Here is a 19350-nt window from a genome sequence, read left to right as displayed (position 1 = left end):
GCCGGGAGAGACCCCATCCTCGCGGGCGGATACCCGAGGCACCAGGCCTCAGGCGGTCAGCGCATCGATCGCCTTGTAGACCCGCTGCTCCGACACCGGACGGGGAGTGCCGACGCCCTGGGCGAAGAGCCCCACGCGCAGTTCCTCGATCATCCAGCGGACGCGGGCCACGGGATCGTCGGGCGCACCCGTCCCCGGGATCCGCGCCCGCAGCTGCTCGTACTCGGCGGTGACGGCCTCCACCTGCCGCATCCACAGCTCGTCCCGGACCGCGTTGGCCGGCAGCTTCTCCAGCCGGTAGGCCATCGCGCGCAGGTAGCGGACGAGGTCGGGCAGCCGACGGCGTCCGGCCGCCGCCACGAACCCGCGGTGCAGCAGCCCGGTCATCTGACGGCGGAGGTCGGCCACCGCGGCATCCGGGACCCGACGGCCGGGCGCCGCGCCGATCGCGACGGCGACCTCACGGGCCTGGGTCAGTACCTCCTCGACCTTCTGCACCGCGTCGACGGTCAGCCGGTGCAGCTCCGCCTTCGCGGTCCCGACGAGGGCGGTGAACGCCGCCTCGTCGCGCGGCGGACCGCCCGCGGCGGCGAGGAGCTCGTCGGCGGCGGCGTCGACGCAGTCGGCGACGAGGTCGGGGATCTCGCCGTCGGGATTGAACTGCAGCGCCAGGCGGGACCGCGGGGAGAGCGCCCGCACGACCTGCCGGACCGGCGAGCCGGCCACCAGGATCAGCAGCCGCCGTGCGCCACGCCGGGTGAGGCGCTCGGCCTCCGCCTCCGTGGGTACGACCCGGACGCCGACGGTCTCGCCCTCGTCGACCAGCGCCGGGTAGGCGGTGACCACGTGCGCGCCGCGCTGCACGTCCACGGTGCGCGGCAGGGTCCCGAACTCCCACGCGGTCAGGCCGGTCCGTTCGAGGTCGGAGGCGGCCCGGGCCAGGCTGGCCCGCGCCTTCGGCGCCACCTGCGTCCTCAGGGCGGCGAGGTCCTTGCCGGTGGCGAGGGGGCGGTGCTGGTCGTCGAGCACGCGGAAGGTGGCCCGGAGGTGGTCGGGGACCTGGTCGGGCGCCCAGGCGTCCGGCGGGATGGTCACCGCGGTGGCGCGGCGCAGCTCGCGCTCCAGCGCCGGCAGCAGGGGCTCGCCCGGATCGATGTGCGGTAGGACCTCGCGGACCCGGTCGGGGATCGGCACCAGGCCGCGCCGCAGCTGCTTGGGCAGCGTGCGCAGCAGCGCCGTCACCAGCTCCTCGCGCAGCCCGGGCACGGTGAAGGCCAGGGACTCCCCGGAGGTCTGCTGCGCCACCCCGTCCAGGACGGCGAGGGGGACGTCGACGGTGACGCCGTCCTCGGCCGCCCCGGGCGCGAAGGCGTACGACAGCGGCAGGGTCAGCCCCTGCGAGAGCCGCACCTCGTCGGGGTAGTCCTCGGCGCGCACCTGCCCGGCGGCCACGGCGTTGGTGAGCATCTCGGGCGTGAAGGTGAGCAGGTCCGGCCGGTCGCGGCGGGCGGACTTCCACCAGCGGTCGAAGTGCCGGGTCGAGACGACGTCGGCGGGGACGCGGGCGTCGTAGAGCTCGAACAGCGTCTCCTCGTCCACCCTGATGTCGCGGCGGCGGGCGCGTTCCTCCAGGGCCGCCACCTGCTCGATCGCCCGCTGGTTGTCGGTCCAGAACCGGTGGTGCGTCGTCCACTCGCCCTGGACCAGCGCGTGCCGGATGAACAGCTCGCGGGAGACCACCGGGTCGATCGAGCCGTACTGCACCCGCCGTCCCACGACCAGCGGCAGCCCGTAGAGCGTGACCCGCTCGGTGGCGACCACGGATCCCCGCTTGGCGTCCCAGCGCGGCTCCGAGTACTGCCGCTTCACCAGGTGCCCGGCCAGCCTCTCCACCGTCTCCGGGTCGATGCGCGCCACGGTGCGGGCGAACAACCGGCTGGTCTCGACGAGCTCCGCAGCCACCACCCAACGCGGCGGCTTCTTCGCCAGCGGCGTGCCGGGTGCGATCACGAACCGGGTGTTGCGCGTGCCGAGGTACTCGCGACCCGAGCGGCCTGGCTTGCCGTCCCTGCCCTTCTGCGGCTCCAGCTGGAGGCCGACGTGCGAGAGCAGGCCCGCGAGGAGCGCGGCATGGATGCCCTTCTCGTCGGGCTCGGCGGCGGGCTCCCCCACCGTCATCCCGAGGCGCCGTGCGGTGCCCCGCAGCTGGCCGTGCAGGTCCTGCCACTCGCGGATGCGCAGGTAGTGCAGGAACTCCCGCTTCACGGTCCGGCGGAACTGGTTGCCCGACAGGGCCTCCTGCTGCTCGGTGAGGTAGCGCCAGAGGTTGAGCAGCGCGAGGAAGTCGGAGTTCTCGTCGGCGAACCGGGCGTGCATCTGATCGGCGGCCTGCTGGTGCTCGCTCGGCCGCTCGCGGGGGTCCTGGATGGTGAGGCCGGCCGCGATGACCAGCACCTCCTCCAGCACACCCCGCCGGTCGGCCTCCACGACCATCCGCGCCATGCGGGGGTCCAGCGGTAGCGCGGCCAGCGCCCGACCGGTCGAGGTCAGCTTCCCGTGCTGGTCGAGGGCGTGCAGCTCCTCGAGCAGGGCGAGGCCGTCGGCGATCGCCCGGCGGTCCGGCGGGTCCACGAACGGGAAGTCGGCGACGTCCCCCAGGTCGAGGGCCGCCATCTGCAGCAGCACCGACGCGAGATTGGTGCGCAGGATCTCCGGGTCGGTGAACTCGGGTCGCGACCCGAAGTCCTCCTCCGTGTAGAGGCGGATGGCGATGCCCGGACCCAGGCGGCCGCAGCGTCCGGACCGCTGGCGCGCCGACGCCTGGCTGACCGGCTCGATCGGCAGCCGCTGCACCTTGGTCCGATGGCTGTACCGGGAGATCCGCGCCGTGCCGGGGTCGACGACGTAACGGATGCCCGGGACGGTCAGCGACGTCTCGGCGACGTTCGTGGCCAGCACGATGCGCCGGCCGGTGTGCGGCGCGAAGACGCGGTGCTGCTCGGCGGCCGAGAGACGCGAGTAGAGCGGCACGATCTCCACGGCATCGGAAGGGCGGTCGCCCTGGCCGCGCTCCTCCAGCGCGTCCTGGGTGTCGCGGATCTCGCGCTCGCCGGCGAGGAACACCAGGATGTCGCCCGGGCCCTCGGCGACCAGCTCGTCGACGGCATCGACGATCGCGGTGACCTGGTCGCGATCCGGGTCGGCCTCCGGGTCGTCCGGGTCGACGACGGGGCGGTAGCGCACCTCCACCGGGTAGGTGCGGCCGCTGACCTCGACGACGGGCGCGCCGCTGAAGTGGCCGGCCACCCGCTCGACGTCGATGGTTGCCGAGGTGATGACCAGCTTCAGGTCAGGGCGTCGGGGCAGCAGCTGGGCGAGGTAGCCCAGCAGGAAGTCGATGTTGAGGCTCCGCTCGTGCGCCTCGTCGAGGATGATCGTGTCGTACTGCCGCAGCAGCCGGTCGTGCGCGATCTCGGCGAGCAGGACGCCGTCGGTCATGAGCTTGACCAGCGTCGAGTCGCCCACCTGGTCGGTGAAGCGCATCTTGAAGCCGACGACCTCGCCCAGCGGGGTGTCCAGCTCCTCGGCGATCCGCTCGGCGACACTGCGGGCGGCAATCCGTCGCGGCTGGGTGTGGCCGATCCGGCCTCGGACGCCGCGGCCGAGCTCCAGGGCGATCTTGGGCAGCTGGGTGGTCTTCCCCGAACCCGTCTCACCCGCCACGATCACGACCTGGGCGTCCCGCAGGGCGGCGGCGATGTCGTCGCGGCGGGCGCTGACCGGGAGCTCGTCGGGGTAGGTGACGACGGGGACAGCGGCCCGGCGACGGGCGATGCGTTCCTCGGCGGCGGCGACGTCGGCGGCGATCCGCTCCCGCTGGCGCGCCCGGGCCTGGGCGTCCCGGGTCTTCCGCAGACCGTCGATCCGCCGGCGGAGCCGGTGCTCGTCGAGGAGCGTGAGCGCCGGCAGCCGGTCCCGGAGGGCGCGCTCCTCGGGAGGCAGGGGAGGGGCGCTCACGGTGGGGCTCGTGTTCCTCTCGGAGGGCGGGGTACCGGACGGGCGGATCCAGGATCCCACCGCGCAGTGCGGCGCACGTAGGGCGGATCACATCCGGTGCACCGTGCAACGGATTGCTTGTGCCGTACAACCGGTTGTAGCGTGCACCTGTTCCCGCACCCCCGGAGTCGTATGTCCACCACCCACGTCGCCCCCGGCCCGGTCGACCCCCTCGACCGGCCGGCGCAGCTGCGCGCCCTGTCGGAGCAGCTCCCCCGCTTCCTGCGCCTGGTTCAGGCGGCGAAGACCCAGTTGATCCGGGCCGACGCCCGCGACCGGGCCGCCCTCGTCCTGCTCCATCCGCTCGCCCGGCTGGGGCCCTTGCGCCAGGTCGCGCTCGCCGAGCTCCTGCACGCCGATCCCTCGACCGTCAGCCGGCACGTGGCGGCACTGGTGGAGCAGGGCCTGGTCCGCCGGGTCGCCGACGAGTCCGACGGCCGGGCGAGCCGGCTGGTTGTCACCGACGCCGGCCACGCCGCCCTGGAGACCCTGCGCCGCGAGCGGGAAGCCCAGCTGGAGCGGGTCACCGCCGACTGGGACCGGGCCGACCTGGCCACCCTCACCCGCCTCCTGGGCCGCCTGCTCGACGACATCGCCACCACCCTGCCGGGAACTCCCGACTCCGGTCTCCCCCAGCCCGGCTCCGCCGGCCCCGACGCCACGAGAGAGATTCGATGAGCCCGTCCACCCGTACCGCTGCCGGCCGGAGCGGCGCCCGCGCGGCCGCGGCCGCACCCGACGCCAGCGGTGGTTTCACCCACCGACAGATCGTCACGATCCTCGTCGGGCTCATGGTCGCGATGTTCCTGGCGGCGCTGGACCAGACCGTCGTCTCGACGGCGATCCGCACGATCGCCGACGACCTCCGGGGCTACGACCTCCAGGCCTGGGCGACGACGGCGTTCCTCATCACCTCGACGATCGCCACCCCGCTCTACGGCAAGCTCTCCGACATCTACGGGCGCCGGCCCTTCTACCTGTTCGCGATCGGCGTCTTCGTGATCGGCTCAGTCCTCTGCGGGATCGCCGACACCATGTACCAGCTGGCCGCGTTCCGGGCGGTCCAGGGCATCGGCGCCGGCGGCCTGATGTCGCTGGCCCTGGCGATCATCGGCGACATCGTGCCGCCGCGGGAGCGCTCGCGGTACCAGGGCTACTTCATGGCGGTGTTCGGCACCTCCAGCGTGCTCGGGCCGGTCATCGGCGGGTTCTTCGCGGGGCAGGGCTCGCTGCTCGGCCTCGACGGCTGGCGCTGGATCTTCTGGATCAACGTGCCCCTCGGTGCGCTGGCGTTCGTCGCCGTCTGGCGGGTGCTGCACCTGCCCCACGAACGCCGCGACCACCGCATCGACTGGCCGGGCGCCCTGGCGCTGATCACCTTCCTGGTCCCGCTGCTGATCATCGCCGAGCAGGGCCGCACCTGGGGCTGGACGTCGGGCCGGGCGCTCACCTGCTACGCCGTCGGCGCCGTGGGGTTCGCGCTGTTCGTCCTGGCCGAGCGGGCCTACGGCGACGAGGCGCTGCTGCCCCTGCGCCTGTTCCGCAACCGCAGCTTCGCCGTCAGCGGTATCGGCAGCGTCGTGATGGGCGCCGGCATGTTCGGCGGTCTCCTGCTGCTCCCCCAGTACCTGCAGATCGTGAAGGGCTCGAGCGCGACCGTCGCCGGGCTCCAGATGATCCCGCTGGTCGCCGGTATCATGACCGGCGCGATGAGCTCGGGCATCGCCATCTCCCGGACCGGCAGGTACAAGGTGTTCCCGCTCATCGGGATCGCACTGATGGTCATCGCGCTGCTGTCGATGTCGGTGGTCGTCGAGGCCGACACGTCAGTGTGGACGCTCGTGCCGTTCATGGTGCTGCTGGGCCTGGGCCTGGGCTTCAACTTCCAGCCGGTCATCCTCGCCGTCCAGAACGCCGTCTCCCCGAGGGAGATGGGGGTGGCCACCTCGTCGGTCACCTTCTTCCGGCAGATGGGCGGCACGATCGGGACGGCGGCGTTCCTGTCCATCCTGTTCACCCGCCTGCCGCAGGACATCGGTGCCGAGATCGAGAGCACGGTCCGGACGAACCCCGACCTGGCGCCGCAGTTCCAGCAGCTGGGCGGCGGCTCCCCCGACCTGTCGGACACCTCCTTCATCCAGGAGCTCCCCGCCGCAGTGGCGCAGCCGTTCAAGGCCGGGTTCTCCGACTCGATGGACGCGGTGTTCCTCATCGCCGCCTGCGTGGTCGCCGTCGGCTTCTTCGTGTTCCTGTTCCTGCCCCAGCTCGCGCTGAGCACCAAGTCGGGCATCCAGGCGCGGCAGGAGGCCGGGACCCCGGCCGAGGACGACGCCGCCGGCCAGGCCGTGCACGCGGCGGGAACAGCGGCGCCGACGTCGGTCCCGCCCCCGGCCGGTCGCCCCGGGGACGCGCCCAGCTGAGCTGCTCGCCGACGGGCGACGCCGGGTCGACGTCACCGCCCGCGCCGCCGGCCTCCGGCGCCGCGGCGACGGCCTCGCACTCAGCCAGGGCAGCGGTGAGGTCCTCGACGATCTCGGGGTGACTCCCGGCGCCGGCAGGTCGGCGGGATCCGCCCCAGTCCGGCGCGTCCGATTCCCCAGGCGTCAGGTACTCAGGTCAGGAGCGGTGGGTGGAGGACGATCTCCGTGCCGTCGGGCCGGTAGGTGCGCCATCGGCCGTCCGGTTGTCGCTCGACCCGGAAACCGTGGTGAACCTTCGTGTGGTGCCGCTCGCACAACAACGCCGCGTTGTCGAGCGTGGTCTCGCCACCGTTGATCCACTCGACGAGGTGGTGGACGTCGCAGAACCACCGCGGCGCCTCCCAGCCGGTGAAGATGCAGTGCCGGTCGCGGTGCTCGACCGCCTTGCGGATGTGCGGCGGGAAGATCCGCTCCTCGCGGCCGACGTCCAGCGGTAACCCGTCGGCATCCAGGACGATGCGGGTGATGGCGGCGTCGCAGGCGACCCATCCCGCGCGGGCTGCGGACAGCGTTGCGCCCAGCCCGGTGGTGGCGGCGCCGTGCCCGGTCGTGGGATCGGCGAGGTCGTCGAGCCCGACGGTGACGATGACGTGCGGCTTGACCGTCCGCAGCACCGGGAGTTGCCCCGAGGCCAGCCCCAGATCGCAGAGCTGCACGAGGGCATCTCCGGCGCGCTGGGCGCGCGTGCGGGTGTCGCCGGCGCAACGACCGGCGGCAGCGATGGACTCCAGCGCCGTGGCGACCTTCTCCCCGCCGACGGCGTCGAGGGTGCCTCCGATGGTCCAGGACCCATCGGGATGCTGGACCAACGTCACGGCCCGCTCCTGGGTCGGATCGGGTTCCGGCCCGTCGGGGTCCAGCTTGTCCAGGTAGTCACCCACTCCGATCTGCAGATCCCGGTGGGTGCCGATAGTGGCCAGCTGCACCAGCACGACTTCGATGTCGCCGATGTCGATGCCTTGGGTGGCGGCACGGTCGAGGTTCTCGGGCTTGGCGATCTCGGCGATCACCTCGACCTGGTCGGCGCCGATCAGCCCTTCGGCGAAGGCGCGCTCGGTGGCGGGGAGCTGTTCCAGGCGCCGACCCTGGGTGACCAGGCGCCCGGCCAGGGCGCCGGAGACCCGGCCATGCCCCCGCAGCCACGAACTCATCGTCTTGGCCCCGTCGTGCTCGGCGGAGGCGCGCGCATCAGCCCGCCGCACCGCCCGGGTCAGCTGGGCGCTGATGCGGTTGCTCGCGACGAGGAGGTCGCCGACATGAGCGAGCAGCTCGCCGTCGGACAGCCCTTCGAGATCGGTCATCGCGAGCGCGTCCAGCGCCGACCGCAGCTCGCTCATCACGCCTCCGATCAATCGAACGAGTGATCGAAGAATAGAGGCGACGTGCGACACGAACAGCACCGTTTCCCCAGCTCAGAGCCGGGTCCACAGATCTTGCACTTTCTGGACGGGACGCAGTCGGTGAGCTCGATGGGGCCTTGACCTCGCTGCCTCGCGGGCACTGCGGAGAAGATGCTGGTAGCGGTGGAGACGCCGCGGCCGCCTTGCGGGCCCATGGCCGAACACCTCCAGAACACCTCCAGGACGGTGGCCACCACCTCCTCGGCAAAGCCAGCGACACGTCCCCCCGCGAAGGACGGGGCACGGGGTGGCGCGAGGAGCCCGACGCTGCCACGGTCGTCGAGTGCTCGACGGCTTCCGCACCGTGGACGTCCCGGTCAGCAGCGACGCCGGCGAGGTGACGGTGCACGCCGCGGTCGGGGGCGACGGGCCGCCGGTCCTCCTGCTGCACGGCTTTCCGCAGACGCACGTGATGTGGCACCGCGTCGCGCCCGACCTGGCCCGGTCCCACACCGTGGTCGCCGCGGACCTGCGGGGCTACGGCGACTCCTCGAGGCCGCCGGCCGGCGACGACCACGCGGGCTACTCGTTCCGCGCGATGGCGGCGGACCAGCACGCCCTCATGACCGAGCTCGGCCACGAGCGCTACGCCGTGGTCGGGCACGACCGGGGTGCCCGGGTCGCCCACCGCCTCGCCCTCGACGCGCGGGACGCCGTCACCCATGCCGTGCTGCTCGACATCCTGCCGACCGCGCACGTCTACGACTCCGTGGACCGCCGGCTCGCCACCGCGTACTACCACTGGTTCTTCTTCATCCAGCCGGCTCCGGTGCCCGAGCGACTGATCGCCGGCGATCCCATCGGTTACCTGCACAGCCTGCTCGCCGGCTGGGGCAGCGCCCTGGACATGTACGACCCGGCTGCCCTCGCCGAGTACGAACGTTGCTTCGCCGACCCCGACGCCCGCCACGCCATGCTCGAGGACTACCGGGCCGGCGCCTCGGTCGACTACGACCTCGACCGCGCCGACGCCGCGGCCGCACGCCGGGTCGAGGCGCCGCTGCTCGTGCTGTGGGGCAGCCGCAGCGTCGTCGGGAGAGGCCCGGACGACCCGCTGGCGGTGTGGCGGTCGCGGGGCCGGGAGGTCTCCGGATCTCCCGTCGCCGCGGGCCACTTCCTGGCCGAGGAGCGGCCCGCCGAGACCCTCGCCGCGCTGCAGCAGTTCCTCCGTCCGTAGCGGGGCCTACCCTGACGCGCGTGGCCTCCTCGCTGATCCTGTCCCGCCGCGATCTCGACTTCCTGCTCCACGAGTGGCTGGACGTGGAGTCGCTGACCAAGCGGCCGCGGTTCACCGAGCACTCCCGCGAGACGTTCGACGCCGTGCTCGACCTCGCCGAGCAGATCGCCACCGAGCACTTCGCGCCGCACAACCGGAAGGCCGACGAGAACGAGCCGCGGATGGTCGACGGCAGGGTCGAGATGATCCCGGAGGTGGGCCGGGCGCTGAAGGTGTTCACCGACGCCGGGCTCATGGCCGGCAGCTTCGACGAGGAGTTCGGCGGCCTCCAGCTGCCGCACACCGTCGGCCAGGCGGTGTTCGCCTGGTTCAAGGCGGCCAACGTCGGCACCTCGGCCTATCCGTTCCTGACCATGGGCAACGCCAGGCTGCTGCTCGCCCACGGCAGCCGGGAGCAGATCGACACCTACGTGCGGCCGGAGCTGGAGGGCCGCTGGTTCGGCACGATGGCCCTGTCCGAGCCGCAGGCCGGCTCCTCGCTCGCCGACATCACCACCAAGGCCGTTCCGCAGGACGACGGCACCTACCGGCTCACCGGCAACAAGATGTGGATCTCGGGCGGCGACCACGAGCTCACCGAGAACATCGTCCACCTGGTCCTGGCCAAGATCCCCGGGGGACCGCCCGGGGTGAAGGGCATCTCGCTGTTCATCGTCCCGAAGTTCCTGGTGAACGCCGACGGCTCGCTGGGCGAGCGCAACGACGTCGTCCTCGCGGGCCTGAACCACAAGATGGGCTACCGGGGGACGACGAACACGCTGCTGAACTTCGGCGAGGGCGTGCACACCCCCGGTGGGCGGGCCGGTGCCGTCGGCTACCTCGTCGGTGAGCAGCACCGCGGCCTGTCCTACATGTTCCACATGATGAACGAGGCGCGGATCGGCGTCGGCATGGGCGCGACCGTGCTCGGCTACACCGGGTACCTGCACGCCCTCGAGTACGCCCGCACGCGCACACAGGGCCGGCCGCCGGGTGCCAAGGACCCGTCGTCGCCGCCGGTGCCGATCGTCGAGCACGCCGACGTCCGCCGGATGCTGCTCACCGCCAAGGCCTACGTGGAAGGCGGGCTGGCGCTCGGCCTGTACTGCGCCCGCCTGGTGGACGAGGAGCAGACCGCCGATTCCGCGGAGGAGCGGGCGCGCGCCCATCTCCTCCTCGACGTGCTGACCCCGATCGCGAAGGCGTGGCCCTCGCAGTGGGGCCCGGTCGCCGACGACCTCGCCATCCAGGTGCACGGCGGGTACGGCTACACCCGCGACTACCCCGTCGAGCAGTTCTACCGGGACAACCGGCTCAACCCGATCCACGAGGGGACCCAGGGCATCCAGTCGCTGGACCTGCTGGGCCGCAAGGTGGTGATGCAGGGGGGTGCGGGGCTGACGCTGCTCGGGGAGACGATCACCGCCACCACGGCCCGGGCCGCCGGCACGGAGTGGGCGGGCTTCGCCGCCGACCTCGACGACGCGGTCGCCCGGCTGCGCTCGGTGACCGCGACGCTGTGGGGGGCCGGCGACCCCGAGGTCACCTTGGCCAACTCGCACGTGTACCTGGAGGCGGCCGGGCACCTCGTCGTCGCCTGGCTGTGGCTGGAGCAGGCGCTCGCCACCGGGACCGCCGACTCGGACTTCCACCAGGGCAAGCGGCAGGCGGCCCGGTTCTTCTGGCGGTGGGAGCTGCCGCGGGTGCACCGGCGCCTCGACCTGCTGGAGTCGCTGGACCGCACGGTGCTCGACACGCCCGAACGATGGCTCTGAAGAGGATGCCTGAACCCCGTTGCCCCACCGCTCGCCCGCTCGCGGTGAGCCTCTGGACGGGACCTCAGGCCTTCACGATGTCAGGGCGGGACATGGAACGGGGCCGCTGGACATGACAGCGCCCCGGCCCTCGGGAGGAGGGCGCGGGGCGCGCTGTCGTGCGTCGACGGTCGGTCAGGCGGTTGCGGCACCCACGGGCTCGGCGGTGGCCGGCCGGGAACCGGAGGCCAGCTCGGCGCGCTCGGCTTCGTAGCGAGCGGTGGACCGGGTGCCCATCGCGATGACCAGGGCCGTCAGGACCAGGAACCCGAGCAGGGTCACGGTCGGCCACACCATCATCTTGTTCTCCCCCATGCTGTCGTGTGCACCGCCGGGACAGCGCGGAACACGTCGTGGGAACTGTGTCCCCCGCACGTCGAGGTCTCAATCGTCGAGTTGGGTACTTCACCTGACGGAGTGTGACCGGCTTCACCCATATCGGCTGGTGACCGCACCCACTTGAGTTCTCCGGCGCCGTGGTCTGATCGACGGCGTGCCCCCGCGTCCCGATGCAGCAGCCGAGGACGTCGCCGTCCGCCCCGGGCTGCTGGTCCTGGCGCTGGCGCTCGGGGTCACCACGCTGTCGCTGCTGCAGAGTCTCGTCGTGCCTGTCCTCGGGACCATCGAGGACCAGCTCGGCGTCTCCCCCGGCGCCGCCGGCTGGGTGCTGACGGCCAACCTGCTCGCCGCCGCCGTGCTCACCCCGGTCCTCGGCCGCCTGGGCGACCTGCGCGGCGAGCGACCGGTCATCCTCGGGATCCTGGCCGTCGTCGCCCTCGGCACCCTGCTCGCCATCGTCACCGAGTCCCTGCCGCTGCTGCTGCTCGGGCGGATCCTGCAGGGCGCGTCGTACGGGCTCTTCCCCCTGTCGATCAGCGTGCTCCGCCGTGAGCTGCCCGAGGCGAGGCTCGGCGTCGCCATGTCGGTGGTGAGCAGCACCCTCGCCGTCGGCGGAGTGGTCGGCCTCGTCGCGACCGGCCTGCTGATCGGCGACGGCGGGGACTACCGACCGCCGTTCTGGATCGGGCTCGGGGTCACGCTGGCGTCGCTGCTGCTGGCCTGGCGACTGCTCCCGCGCCGGGCGTCCTCCGGCTCCGGCCGCGTCGACTGGTGGGGAGCCGCCGTCCTGGGCGCGGGCCTGGTCCTCCTCCTGCTGCCGGTCTCGCAGGGCAACGCCTGGGGTTGGGGGTCACCAGGGGTGCTGGGCTGCCTGGCCGGCTCGGCGGTCGTGCTCGCCGGCTGGGTGCTCCTCCAGCGGCGGACGGCGCACCCGCTCGTGCGGCCGGCGATGCTGGCCGACCGGCGCACGATCGTGCCCAACGTCGCGGGGCTCATGACCGGGATCGCGCTGTTCGCCTCGTTCCTCGCCGTCCTGCAGTACGTGCAGGCGCCGCCGGAGGTCGCCGGGTACGGCTTCGGCGCCTCGGTGCTGGAGGCGTCGGTGGTGTACCTGCTGCCCGGGGGTGTCGTCGGCATCGTGCTGGCCCCGCTCGCCGGGCGGGTGGTGACCCGCCTGGGCGCGCTGCCGACGCTGCTGGCCGGTGCCGGCTCCGGCGTCGCCGGGTTCCTGCTGCTGGCCTTCCTCCGCGGCGAGCCCTGGCTGGTCGTCGCCGCCGGGGTGCTGACCCAGCTGTCGGTGACGGTGGCCTACGCCGCCCTCCCGGCGCTCGTCGTCCAGGCGGTGCGCGAGGACGAGACCGGTGTGGCCAACGCCGTGAATTCCATCGCGCGGTCGGTCGGGCAGGCTCTCGGCAGCACGGTGGCGGTGACCCTGATCGCGGCCACGCTGGACCCGGCCACCGGGTTCCCCCGGGCGATGGCCTTCACCGGGGTGGCCCTGATCGGTGCCCTCGCCACGCTGGCGGTGGTGGTCGCGGCCGCCGTCGGGCTGGTCGCCGACCGGCGCTGGGGCACCGGCCGCCGCCCCGATCCGCTGGCCGCCATGGAAGAGGCGACGGCGCGGGCCGGGGAGTGGTCGCCGGTGTCGGGCATCCGCTGAGCGACACGCCCGATCAGGTGGCGCGGCATGGAACCGGTCCGTTCGGGGAATCGGAGAGCCGACTTCCCGTCGGCGGTATCCATCTCCGCCCGCCACCCGCCATTGGAGGACCACATGGCCCGAGCCCCCGGCTCGCACAGCCGCACCGCGGAGACCCAGTTCCACGGCAACACCGCCAAGGCGGGCGACCCGGCGCCCGAGACCGACGAGATCAGCGGCACCCGCGCCGACTTCGCGCCGAAGGGTGCCGACCCGAGCCCCACGACCGGCGGCACGATCAAGCGGACGCTCAAGGAGTTCAGCGAGGACGGCCTCACCGACTGGGCCGCGGCGCTCACCTACTACGGCGTCCTGGCGCTCTTCCCCGCGCTGATCGCGCTGCTGTCGATCATCGGCCTGCTGACCGATCCTCGGACGCTCACCGACGCGCTCACCGCGGTCGTGCCCGAGAGCGCCGCCAACACGCTCAACCCGGTCATCGAGCAGCTCGCCGGCAACACCGCACCCGTGGGCTTCGGCCTCGTCCTCGGTCTCGCGGGCGCCGTCTGGTCGGCGTCGGGCTACGTCGGCGCGTTCACCCGCGCCGCCAACGTGGTCTACGAGACGCCCGAAGGCCGCAAGATCTGGAAGCTCAAGCCGCTGCAGCTGCTCGTCACGCTCATCGGCATCCTCTTCGCCGCCGTGATCGTCTCGATGCTGGTGCTGAGCGGGCCGGTCGTCGGCGCCATCGGCCGGGCGATCGGGCTGGGCGAGACCGCCATGACGATCTGGAACGTCGTCAAGTGGCCGGTCATGGTCGTCCTCCTGGCCCTGATGATCGCCGTCCTCTACTACTCGACGCCCAACGTGAAGCTGCGCGGCTTCAAGTGGGTGAGCCCGGGTGCGGGCGTCGCGATCCTGGTGGCCGTGGTCGCCTCGGCCGCGTTCGCGTTCTACGTCGCGAACTTCGGCAGCTACAACAAGACCTACGGCGCGCTCGCCGGCGTCGTGATCTTCCTGATCTGGTTCTGGCTGATCAACCTGGCGCTGCTGTTCGGCATCGAGATGGACGCCGAGATGGAACGCACCAAGGAGCTCAAGGAGGGCGTGCCCCGGGCGGATAAGGAGATCCAGCTCGACGCCCGCGAGAACCCGAAGGACAAGCAGACGACGTAACACCCGGCCTGCACGACACCACGCGGTGGCCCTCTCCCGCTCCGGGAGAGGGCCACCGTTGCGTGTGCGGCTTCCCGTACCGAGAGCTGGGGCCTTCGGTGCAGGAAGCGGTCCGGTTCGCGGCCTCAGCGGCTCGTCGGAGGCCGGTCCCCCCTGCGGGACAGCGGCGCGCGCTCCACCAGGCCCGCCAGGCCGGCCAGGCCCGTGCTGACCGCCTTCCCGACCGGCACCAGCTGCTCCGGTGCGCGGCGCACCCCGGCGTCGACCAGGTCGCGGGTCCGGTCCAGGAGCGACAACGGCAGACCGGAGAGGGCGTTGCCCAGGGGCCGGCGGGACACGGTGGGGTGCGGGCGGGTCGGCGAGAGCCGCCGCATCAGCTCCCAGCGCCGGCCCAGCCGCCGCAGCTCCTCGACACCGACCGCCGCCTGCAGCCGCGGGAACAACTCGTCCTCCTCGTCACGGACGTCCTCGCGCAGGACCTCCACCAGGCGGGCCAGCCGGCCGGGCCGGCGGGGATCATCGGGCCCGTCGGCCTCCAGGGCGCTGACCAGCTCGTTGACCTCCTGGTGCTCCTTCTCGATCCGCAGCGTGAGGGCGTCCCCGTCGGGGAGCACACGGCGCACGACCGGCCACAGCACCGTCTCCTCGGCGAACGCGTGGCTGAACACCAGCCGGTCGACGCGCGAGAGCACAGCCTCCTGCGCCGTGCCGGTGGTGCCGTCGAGCTCGTGCAGGAGCCGGTCGAGCTCGATGTGGTCGGCCCGCTGGCGCGCCAGGACGCTGCCCGGCCCGCCCAGCTCGTCGACGGTCTGGTGGGCGATGGAACGGGGCACGGCGCGGACCTCCGGGGTGGGCTCGGGTGAGCCCGTCCAGTGCCCGCCAGGCGCCACCTGCATGCCTCGGGTTGGCGGCCGGGCAGCCGGGGGTAGATGGGGCGCGTGACCGCCGAAGCGAAGATCGTCACATCGGACTTCTACGACCTCGAGGCGCTCCTCGACGAGGAGGACCGGGCGCTGCTGCTCCGGGTCCGTGCGTTCATGGACGAGCAGGTCCAGCCCGTCATCAACGACTACTGGACCCGGGGCAGGTTCCCGATGGAACTGGTCCCCGGCCTCGCGAAACTGGGCATCGCCGGCCTCCAGTACACCGGCTACGGCTGTCCGGGCCGGTCACCCCTCATCGACGGCATGGTCGCCATGGAGCTCTCCCGGGGCGATCCGTCGATGGCCACGTTCATGGGCGTCCACGGCGGGCTGGCCATGGGCACGCTCTACCTGTGCGGCTCCGAGGAGCAGAAGGAGCGCTGGCTGCCGCCGATGGCCCGCCTGGAGATGATCGGGGCCTTCGGGCTGACCGAGCCCGACCACGGCTCCGACGTGGCCCGCGGCATCCAGACGACGGCCCGCCGCGACGGCGACGGGTGGCTGCTCAACGGGCAGAAGAAGTGGATCGGGAACGCCAGCTTCGCCGACCTGGTCATCATCTGGGCCCGCGACGAGGAGACCGACCGGGTCCTCGGTTTCGTCGTCGAGAAGGACACCCCGGGGTTCACCACGGTCGACCTCGAGGACAAGATCGCGCTGCGGGCAGTGCAGAACGCGCTGATCACGCTCGAGGACGTGCGGGTGCCGGAGGAGAACCGGCTGCAGGAGGCGCGCAGCTTCCGGGAGACGGCGAACGTGCTCCGGATGACCCGCGCCGGCGTCGCCTGGTCGGCGGTCGGCTGCTCGCGGGGCGCCTACGAGCACGCGTTGCGCTACGCCATGGGGCGCACCCAGTTCGGTGAGCCGATCGTCCGGTTCCAGCTCGTGCAGGATCTCCTGGTGCGGATGCTGGGCAACATCACCGCGTCCGCTGCCATGTGCGCCCGGCTGTCCCAGCTGCAGGCCGAGCACCGCATGACCGACGAGCAGGCCTCGATGGCCAAGGCGTTCTGCACCGTCCGGATGCGCGAGACCGTCGGCTGGGCCCGGGAGCTCATGGGCGGGAACGGGATCCTGCTGGAGAACCACGTGGGCCGGTACGTCGCCGACGCCGAGGCCATCTACTCCTATGAGGGCACCCGCGAGGTGAACACACTGATCGTGGGCCGGGCGGTCACCGGCGTCGGCGCCATCGTCTGAGGGCTCCCGAGGCTGCGGGAACCGCACGGACACGGTAAGGAGGGCGGATGCGGATCGAACTGGCCTACGGAGAGAGCGGCCTCGCCGTCGACCTGCCCGACGACCGGACGACGGTCATCGAGCCGCGCTACCTGCCCGGCGCGCCGGATCCCGCCGCGGTCCTGCGGTCGGCGCTGCGCGAGCCGGTGGCCGGCCCGCCGCTGCGTGAGCTCGTGCGGCCGGGCCAGACCGTGGCCATCTCCATCTGCGACGGCACCCGGGCGCAGCCGCGGGACCTCATGGTCCCGGCCGTGCTGGAGGAGCTCGCCGGCATCGTCGACCTCGACGACGTGGTCGTGCTCGTGGCCACCGGCACCCACCGCGGCAACACCGAGGCGGAGCTCCGGGCCATGCTCGGGGCCGACGTCGTCGACCGCGTGCACGTCCTCAACCACGACGCGCGCGACGACGCGTCCCTGGTGTGGATGGGCCGGCACGGCAACGGCGTGCCGGTCTGGCTCAACCGCCACTGGGTGGAGGCCGACGTCCGGATCACCACGGGCTTCGTCGAGCCGCACTTCTTCGCCGGGTTCAGCGGGGGCCCGAAGCTGACCGTGCCGGGACTCGCCGGCCTCGAGACCGTCCTCACCCTGCACGATGCACGGCGCATCGGGTCGCCCGATGCCGTGTGGGGCGTCTGCGAGGGCAACCCCGTGCACGACGACATCCGGGCGGTCGTGGCCGCGGTCGGCCGCGTCGACTTCGGCTTCGACGTCACGCTGAACAGGGAACAGCAGATCGTGGGCGCCTTCGGCGGCGAGCTCTTCGCCATGCACGCCGCGGCGCGGGAGGCGGCCCGGGAGCAGGCGATGGCGCCGGTGCCCGGACGGTTCGACGTCGTCGTCACGACCAACTCCGGGTTCCCCCTGGACCAGAACCTCTACCAGGCGGTGAAGGGCATCTCCGCGGCGGCCACGGTGGTGAAGGACGGCGGCGCGATCATCTGCGCGGCCGAGTGCCGGGACGGGTTCCCCAACCACGGCTCCTACCGCGAGGTGCTCGAGTCCGCCGATTCGCCGCAGGCGCTCCTCGACCTGATCGAGAACCGGGCGCGGACGGTTCCCGACCAGTGGCAGGTGCAGGTGCAGGCCAAGGTGCAGAGCCGCGCGCGGGTCATCATGCACACGTCCTACCTCTCCGACCACGCCCTGGAGGCGGCCCACCTGGAGCAGACGCACGACATCGGCGCCACGGTGCAGGAGCTGCTCGCGGCCGCCGGACCGGACGCCCGGGTGTGCGTGCTACCGGAGGGACCGCAGACGATCCCCTATGTCAGCGCCGACAGCTTCGCTGACATCAGATGAGTTCTTGACGGCGGCACCTGCCGCTCCCTACCCTCGGTGGCACACGCAGTCTGCCGATGGAGGTCGTCGGATCCGTGACTTCCGTCGATGCCGGCCCTCGCCGCCCGGCCGTCCTCACCGACGACCGGGGCGGTGCCGCTGACGCTGCCGCGCCGCTCGCAGGGGACCCCGAGACGGCATTCACGACGCCTTCCGACCACGACCACGCCGCGGTGGATGACGCCACGGTGAAGAATCTGGGGTCGCGGACCGGCGCCGACGCCAGGAACGGGCTGCCCGGCGTACGGACGGGCTCGGACCGCGGGACGGCCTCCGGCAGCGGGCGGAACGGCCACGACGGCCTCGCCGAGGCCGTCGGCGTGGGGACGGCGCGGGCGCAGGCTCGCGCGGTCGCCCGCTCGTGACCGGTCAGCAACCAACAACGGCGGGAGATGCGATGACCGACGACGGCGGCAGGAACCTCGGGCCGTTCGAAGCACTGCGCGGCCTCGAGTTCGACGCTCCCTTCCCGAACCTCATCCCGGTCCGGCAGGACTTCGACGCCACGCGGCTGGACGACGTGGCGGCGGCCACCACGGAGGCGCTCGAGCCCCTGCGGTCGCGGGTGCGCCCGGGGATGAGCGTCGCCATCACCGCGGGCAGCCGGGGGATCCACGACAAGCCGGCAGTCGTGCGGGCCGCCGGGGCGTGGCTGCGCTCGGTCGGGGCCGAGCCGTTCGTCGTCCCGGCCATGGGCTCGCACGGGGGCGCCACCGCCGAGGGCCAGCTGCAGATGCTGGCCGACCTCGGCATGACCGAGGAGTACCTCGGCATGCCGATCCACGCCACGATGGAGACCGTCGAGCTGGACCGGCTGCCCGGCGGCCCCGCCGTGCACCTGGACGCCCACGCCGCCAAGGCGGACGCGATCCTCGCCGTCAACCGGATCAAGGCGCACACCGACTTCAAGGGCGAGATCGAGAGCGGGATCGCCAAGATCATCGCGATCGGCCTGGGCAAGCGGCGGGGCGCGGAGGGCATCCACGCCTACGGCCCGGCGAACCTGGGCGTATGGATCCCGCGCGTGGCGCGGCGCATCGTGGATACCGGGAAGGTCCTCGGCGGTCTGGGCATCATCGAGAACGCCTACGACCGCGCGGCGCAGATCTCGCTGCTGGAGCCGGAGGACATCGCCGGCGACGGCGAGGCCCGGCTGCTCGACGAGGCGAAGAAGTCGATGGCGACCCTGCCCTTCGACGAGATCGACGTCGCGGTCATCGACGCCATGGGCAAGAACGTGTCCGGCTCCGGGATGGATCCCAACGTCATCGGCCGCATGATGATCCGCGGCACCCCCGACCTCCCGCGCCCGCGGATCACCAACATCGCCGTGCTGGACGTCACCGACATCTCCCACGGCAACGTGGTCGGCCTGGGCCTGGCCGACTTCATCCCGTTCCGCATCCTCGAGAAGGTTGATCTGCGGATCACCTACATCAACGCGATGACCGCGGGCCTGGGCGGCCCGCAGCGCGCCCAGGTGCCCATGGCGATGGCCACGGACAGGAGCGCCGTGGCCGCCGCGATGCTGACCTGCGGGCGGGCGGAGCTCCACGGGATCTCGCTCGTCCGCATGCGCAACACCCTCGACCTCGAGCACCTCCTGGTGTCGGAGAACCTCCGCGACCAGGTGCGCGACCACCCGAGGCTGGAGGTCACCGGCGATCCGCGGCCCATGCGATTCGACGGCGACGGGCAGCTGGAGCCCTGGTGACACCGACCGAC

The 19350-nt window shown here is 72.5% G+C and carries 14 protein-coding genes; 10 read left to right on the top strand and 4 right to left on the bottom strand.

All coding sequences use genetic code 11. From position 1 onward, the window contains the following. Positions 1-48: 48 nt before the first annotated feature. Positions 49-4017: an ATP-dependent RNA helicase HrpA gene (hrpA, locus tag ACFSHS_RS00380; protein ID WP_376870387.1), complete on the bottom strand. Its 3969-nt coding sequence runs from the start codon at positions 4015-4017 to the stop codon at positions 49-51. Between the two features lie 171 nt (positions 4018-4188). Between hrpA and ACFSHS_RS00375 the strand changes: the two genes are divergently transcribed. Then, positions 4189-4734 carry a MarR family winged helix-turn-helix transcriptional regulator gene (locus ACFSHS_RS00375; protein ID WP_376870384.1) on the top strand — a complete coding sequence of 182 codons (546 nt, stop codon included), beginning with the start codon at positions 4189-4191 and terminating at the stop codon, positions 4732-4734. Next, positions 4731-6476, top strand: a complete 1746-nt coding sequence (locus ACFSHS_RS00370; RefSeq protein WP_376870381.1) for an MDR family MFS transporter — start codon at positions 4731-4733, stop codon at positions 6474-6476. The genes ACFSHS_RS00375 and ACFSHS_RS00370 overlap by 4 nt, the downstream gene beginning before the upstream one ends. A gap of 191 nt (positions 6477-6667) precedes the next feature. Here ACFSHS_RS00370 and ACFSHS_RS00365 read toward each other — a convergent pair whose 3' ends face one another. Further along, positions 6668-7873 carry an HNH endonuclease gene (locus tag ACFSHS_RS00365; RefSeq protein WP_376870378.1) on the bottom strand — a complete coding sequence of 402 codons (1206 nt, stop codon included), beginning with the start codon at positions 7871-7873 and terminating at the stop codon, positions 6668-6670. Positions 7874-8219: 346 nt separating this feature from the next. Here ACFSHS_RS00365 and ACFSHS_RS00360 point away from each other — a divergent pair, with 346 nt between their 5' ends. Further along, entirely contained in the window at positions 8220-9113 is an 894-nt protein-coding gene (locus tag ACFSHS_RS00360; protein ID WP_376870376.1) for an alpha/beta fold hydrolase, read from the top strand. 20 nt (positions 9114-9133) lie between these two features. Next, a complete protein-coding gene (locus ACFSHS_RS00355) occupies positions 9134-10927 on the top strand; it encodes an acyl-CoA dehydrogenase (RefSeq protein ID WP_376870374.1) in 1794 nt (597 codons plus the stop codon). 174 nt (positions 10928-11101) lie between these two features. On the opposite strand, the gene ACFSHS_RS00350 is transcribed toward ACFSHS_RS00355, so the two are convergent. Next, complete coding sequence (locus ACFSHS_RS00350) at positions 11102-11281, bottom strand: hypothetical protein (RefSeq protein WP_376870371.1); 180 nt, start codon at positions 11279-11281, stop codon at positions 11102-11104. Positions 11282-11459: 178 nt separating this feature from the next. Here ACFSHS_RS00350 and ACFSHS_RS00345 point away from each other — a divergent pair, with 178 nt between their 5' ends. Further along, the gene (locus ACFSHS_RS00345) at positions 11460-12965 is read left to right on the top strand and encodes an MFS transporter (RefSeq protein WP_376870369.1); all 1506 of its coding nucleotides are present in this window, start codon (positions 11460-11462) and stop codon (positions 12963-12965) included. A 114-nt stretch (positions 12966-13079) separates the two neighbouring features. Beyond that, a complete protein-coding gene (locus ACFSHS_RS00340) occupies positions 13080-14120 on the top strand; it encodes a YihY/virulence factor BrkB family protein (RefSeq protein ID WP_376870366.1) in 1041 nt (346 codons plus the stop codon). 125 nt (positions 14121-14245) lie between these two features. Here ACFSHS_RS00340 and ACFSHS_RS00335 read toward each other — a convergent pair whose 3' ends face one another. After that, a complete protein-coding gene (locus tag ACFSHS_RS00335; protein WP_376870364.1) occupies positions 14246-14953 on the bottom strand; it encodes a hemerythrin domain-containing protein in 708 nt (235 codons plus the stop codon). A 105-nt stretch (positions 14954-15058) separates the two neighbouring features. Here ACFSHS_RS00335 and ACFSHS_RS00330 point away from each other — a divergent pair, with 105 nt between their 5' ends. The 4 genes from ACFSHS_RS00330 to ACFSHS_RS00315 all read left to right on the top strand — a co-directional run bounded on the left by ACFSHS_RS00330 (position 15059) and on the right by ACFSHS_RS00315 (position 19339). After that, positions 15059-16243 carry an acyl-CoA dehydrogenase family protein gene (locus tag ACFSHS_RS00330; RefSeq protein ID WP_376870361.1) on the top strand — a complete coding sequence of 395 codons (1185 nt, stop codon included), beginning with the start codon at positions 15059-15061 and terminating at the stop codon, positions 16241-16243. A gap of 47 nt (positions 16244-16290) precedes the next feature. Beyond that, on the top strand, positions 16291-17586 hold the full coding sequence (larA, locus tag ACFSHS_RS00325; RefSeq protein ID WP_376870359.1) for a nickel-dependent lactate racemase: 1296 nt from the start codon (positions 16291-16293) through the stop codon (positions 17584-17586). Positions 17587-17813: 227 nt separating this feature from the next. Beyond that, positions 17814-17990 carry a hypothetical protein gene (locus ACFSHS_RS00320; RefSeq protein WP_376870357.1) on the top strand — a complete coding sequence of 59 codons (177 nt, stop codon included), beginning with the start codon at positions 17814-17816 and terminating at the stop codon, positions 17988-17990. 32 nt (positions 17991-18022) lie between these two features. Beyond that, complete coding sequence (locus ACFSHS_RS00315) at positions 18023-19339, top strand: nickel pincer cofactor-dependent isomerase, group 22 (RefSeq protein WP_376870354.1); 1317 nt, start codon at positions 18023-18025, stop codon at positions 19337-19339. Positions 19340-19350: the final 11 nt, after the last annotated feature.

It is taken from the genome of Blastococcus deserti (genome assembly GCF_042682525.1).
Lineage (GTDB): Bacteria > Actinomycetota > Actinomycetes > Mycobacteriales > Geodermatophilaceae > Blastococcus_B > Blastococcus_B deserti.
Note: the sequence above shows the minus strand (reverse complement) of the source record. Positions and strands in the feature narration are given on the sequence as shown.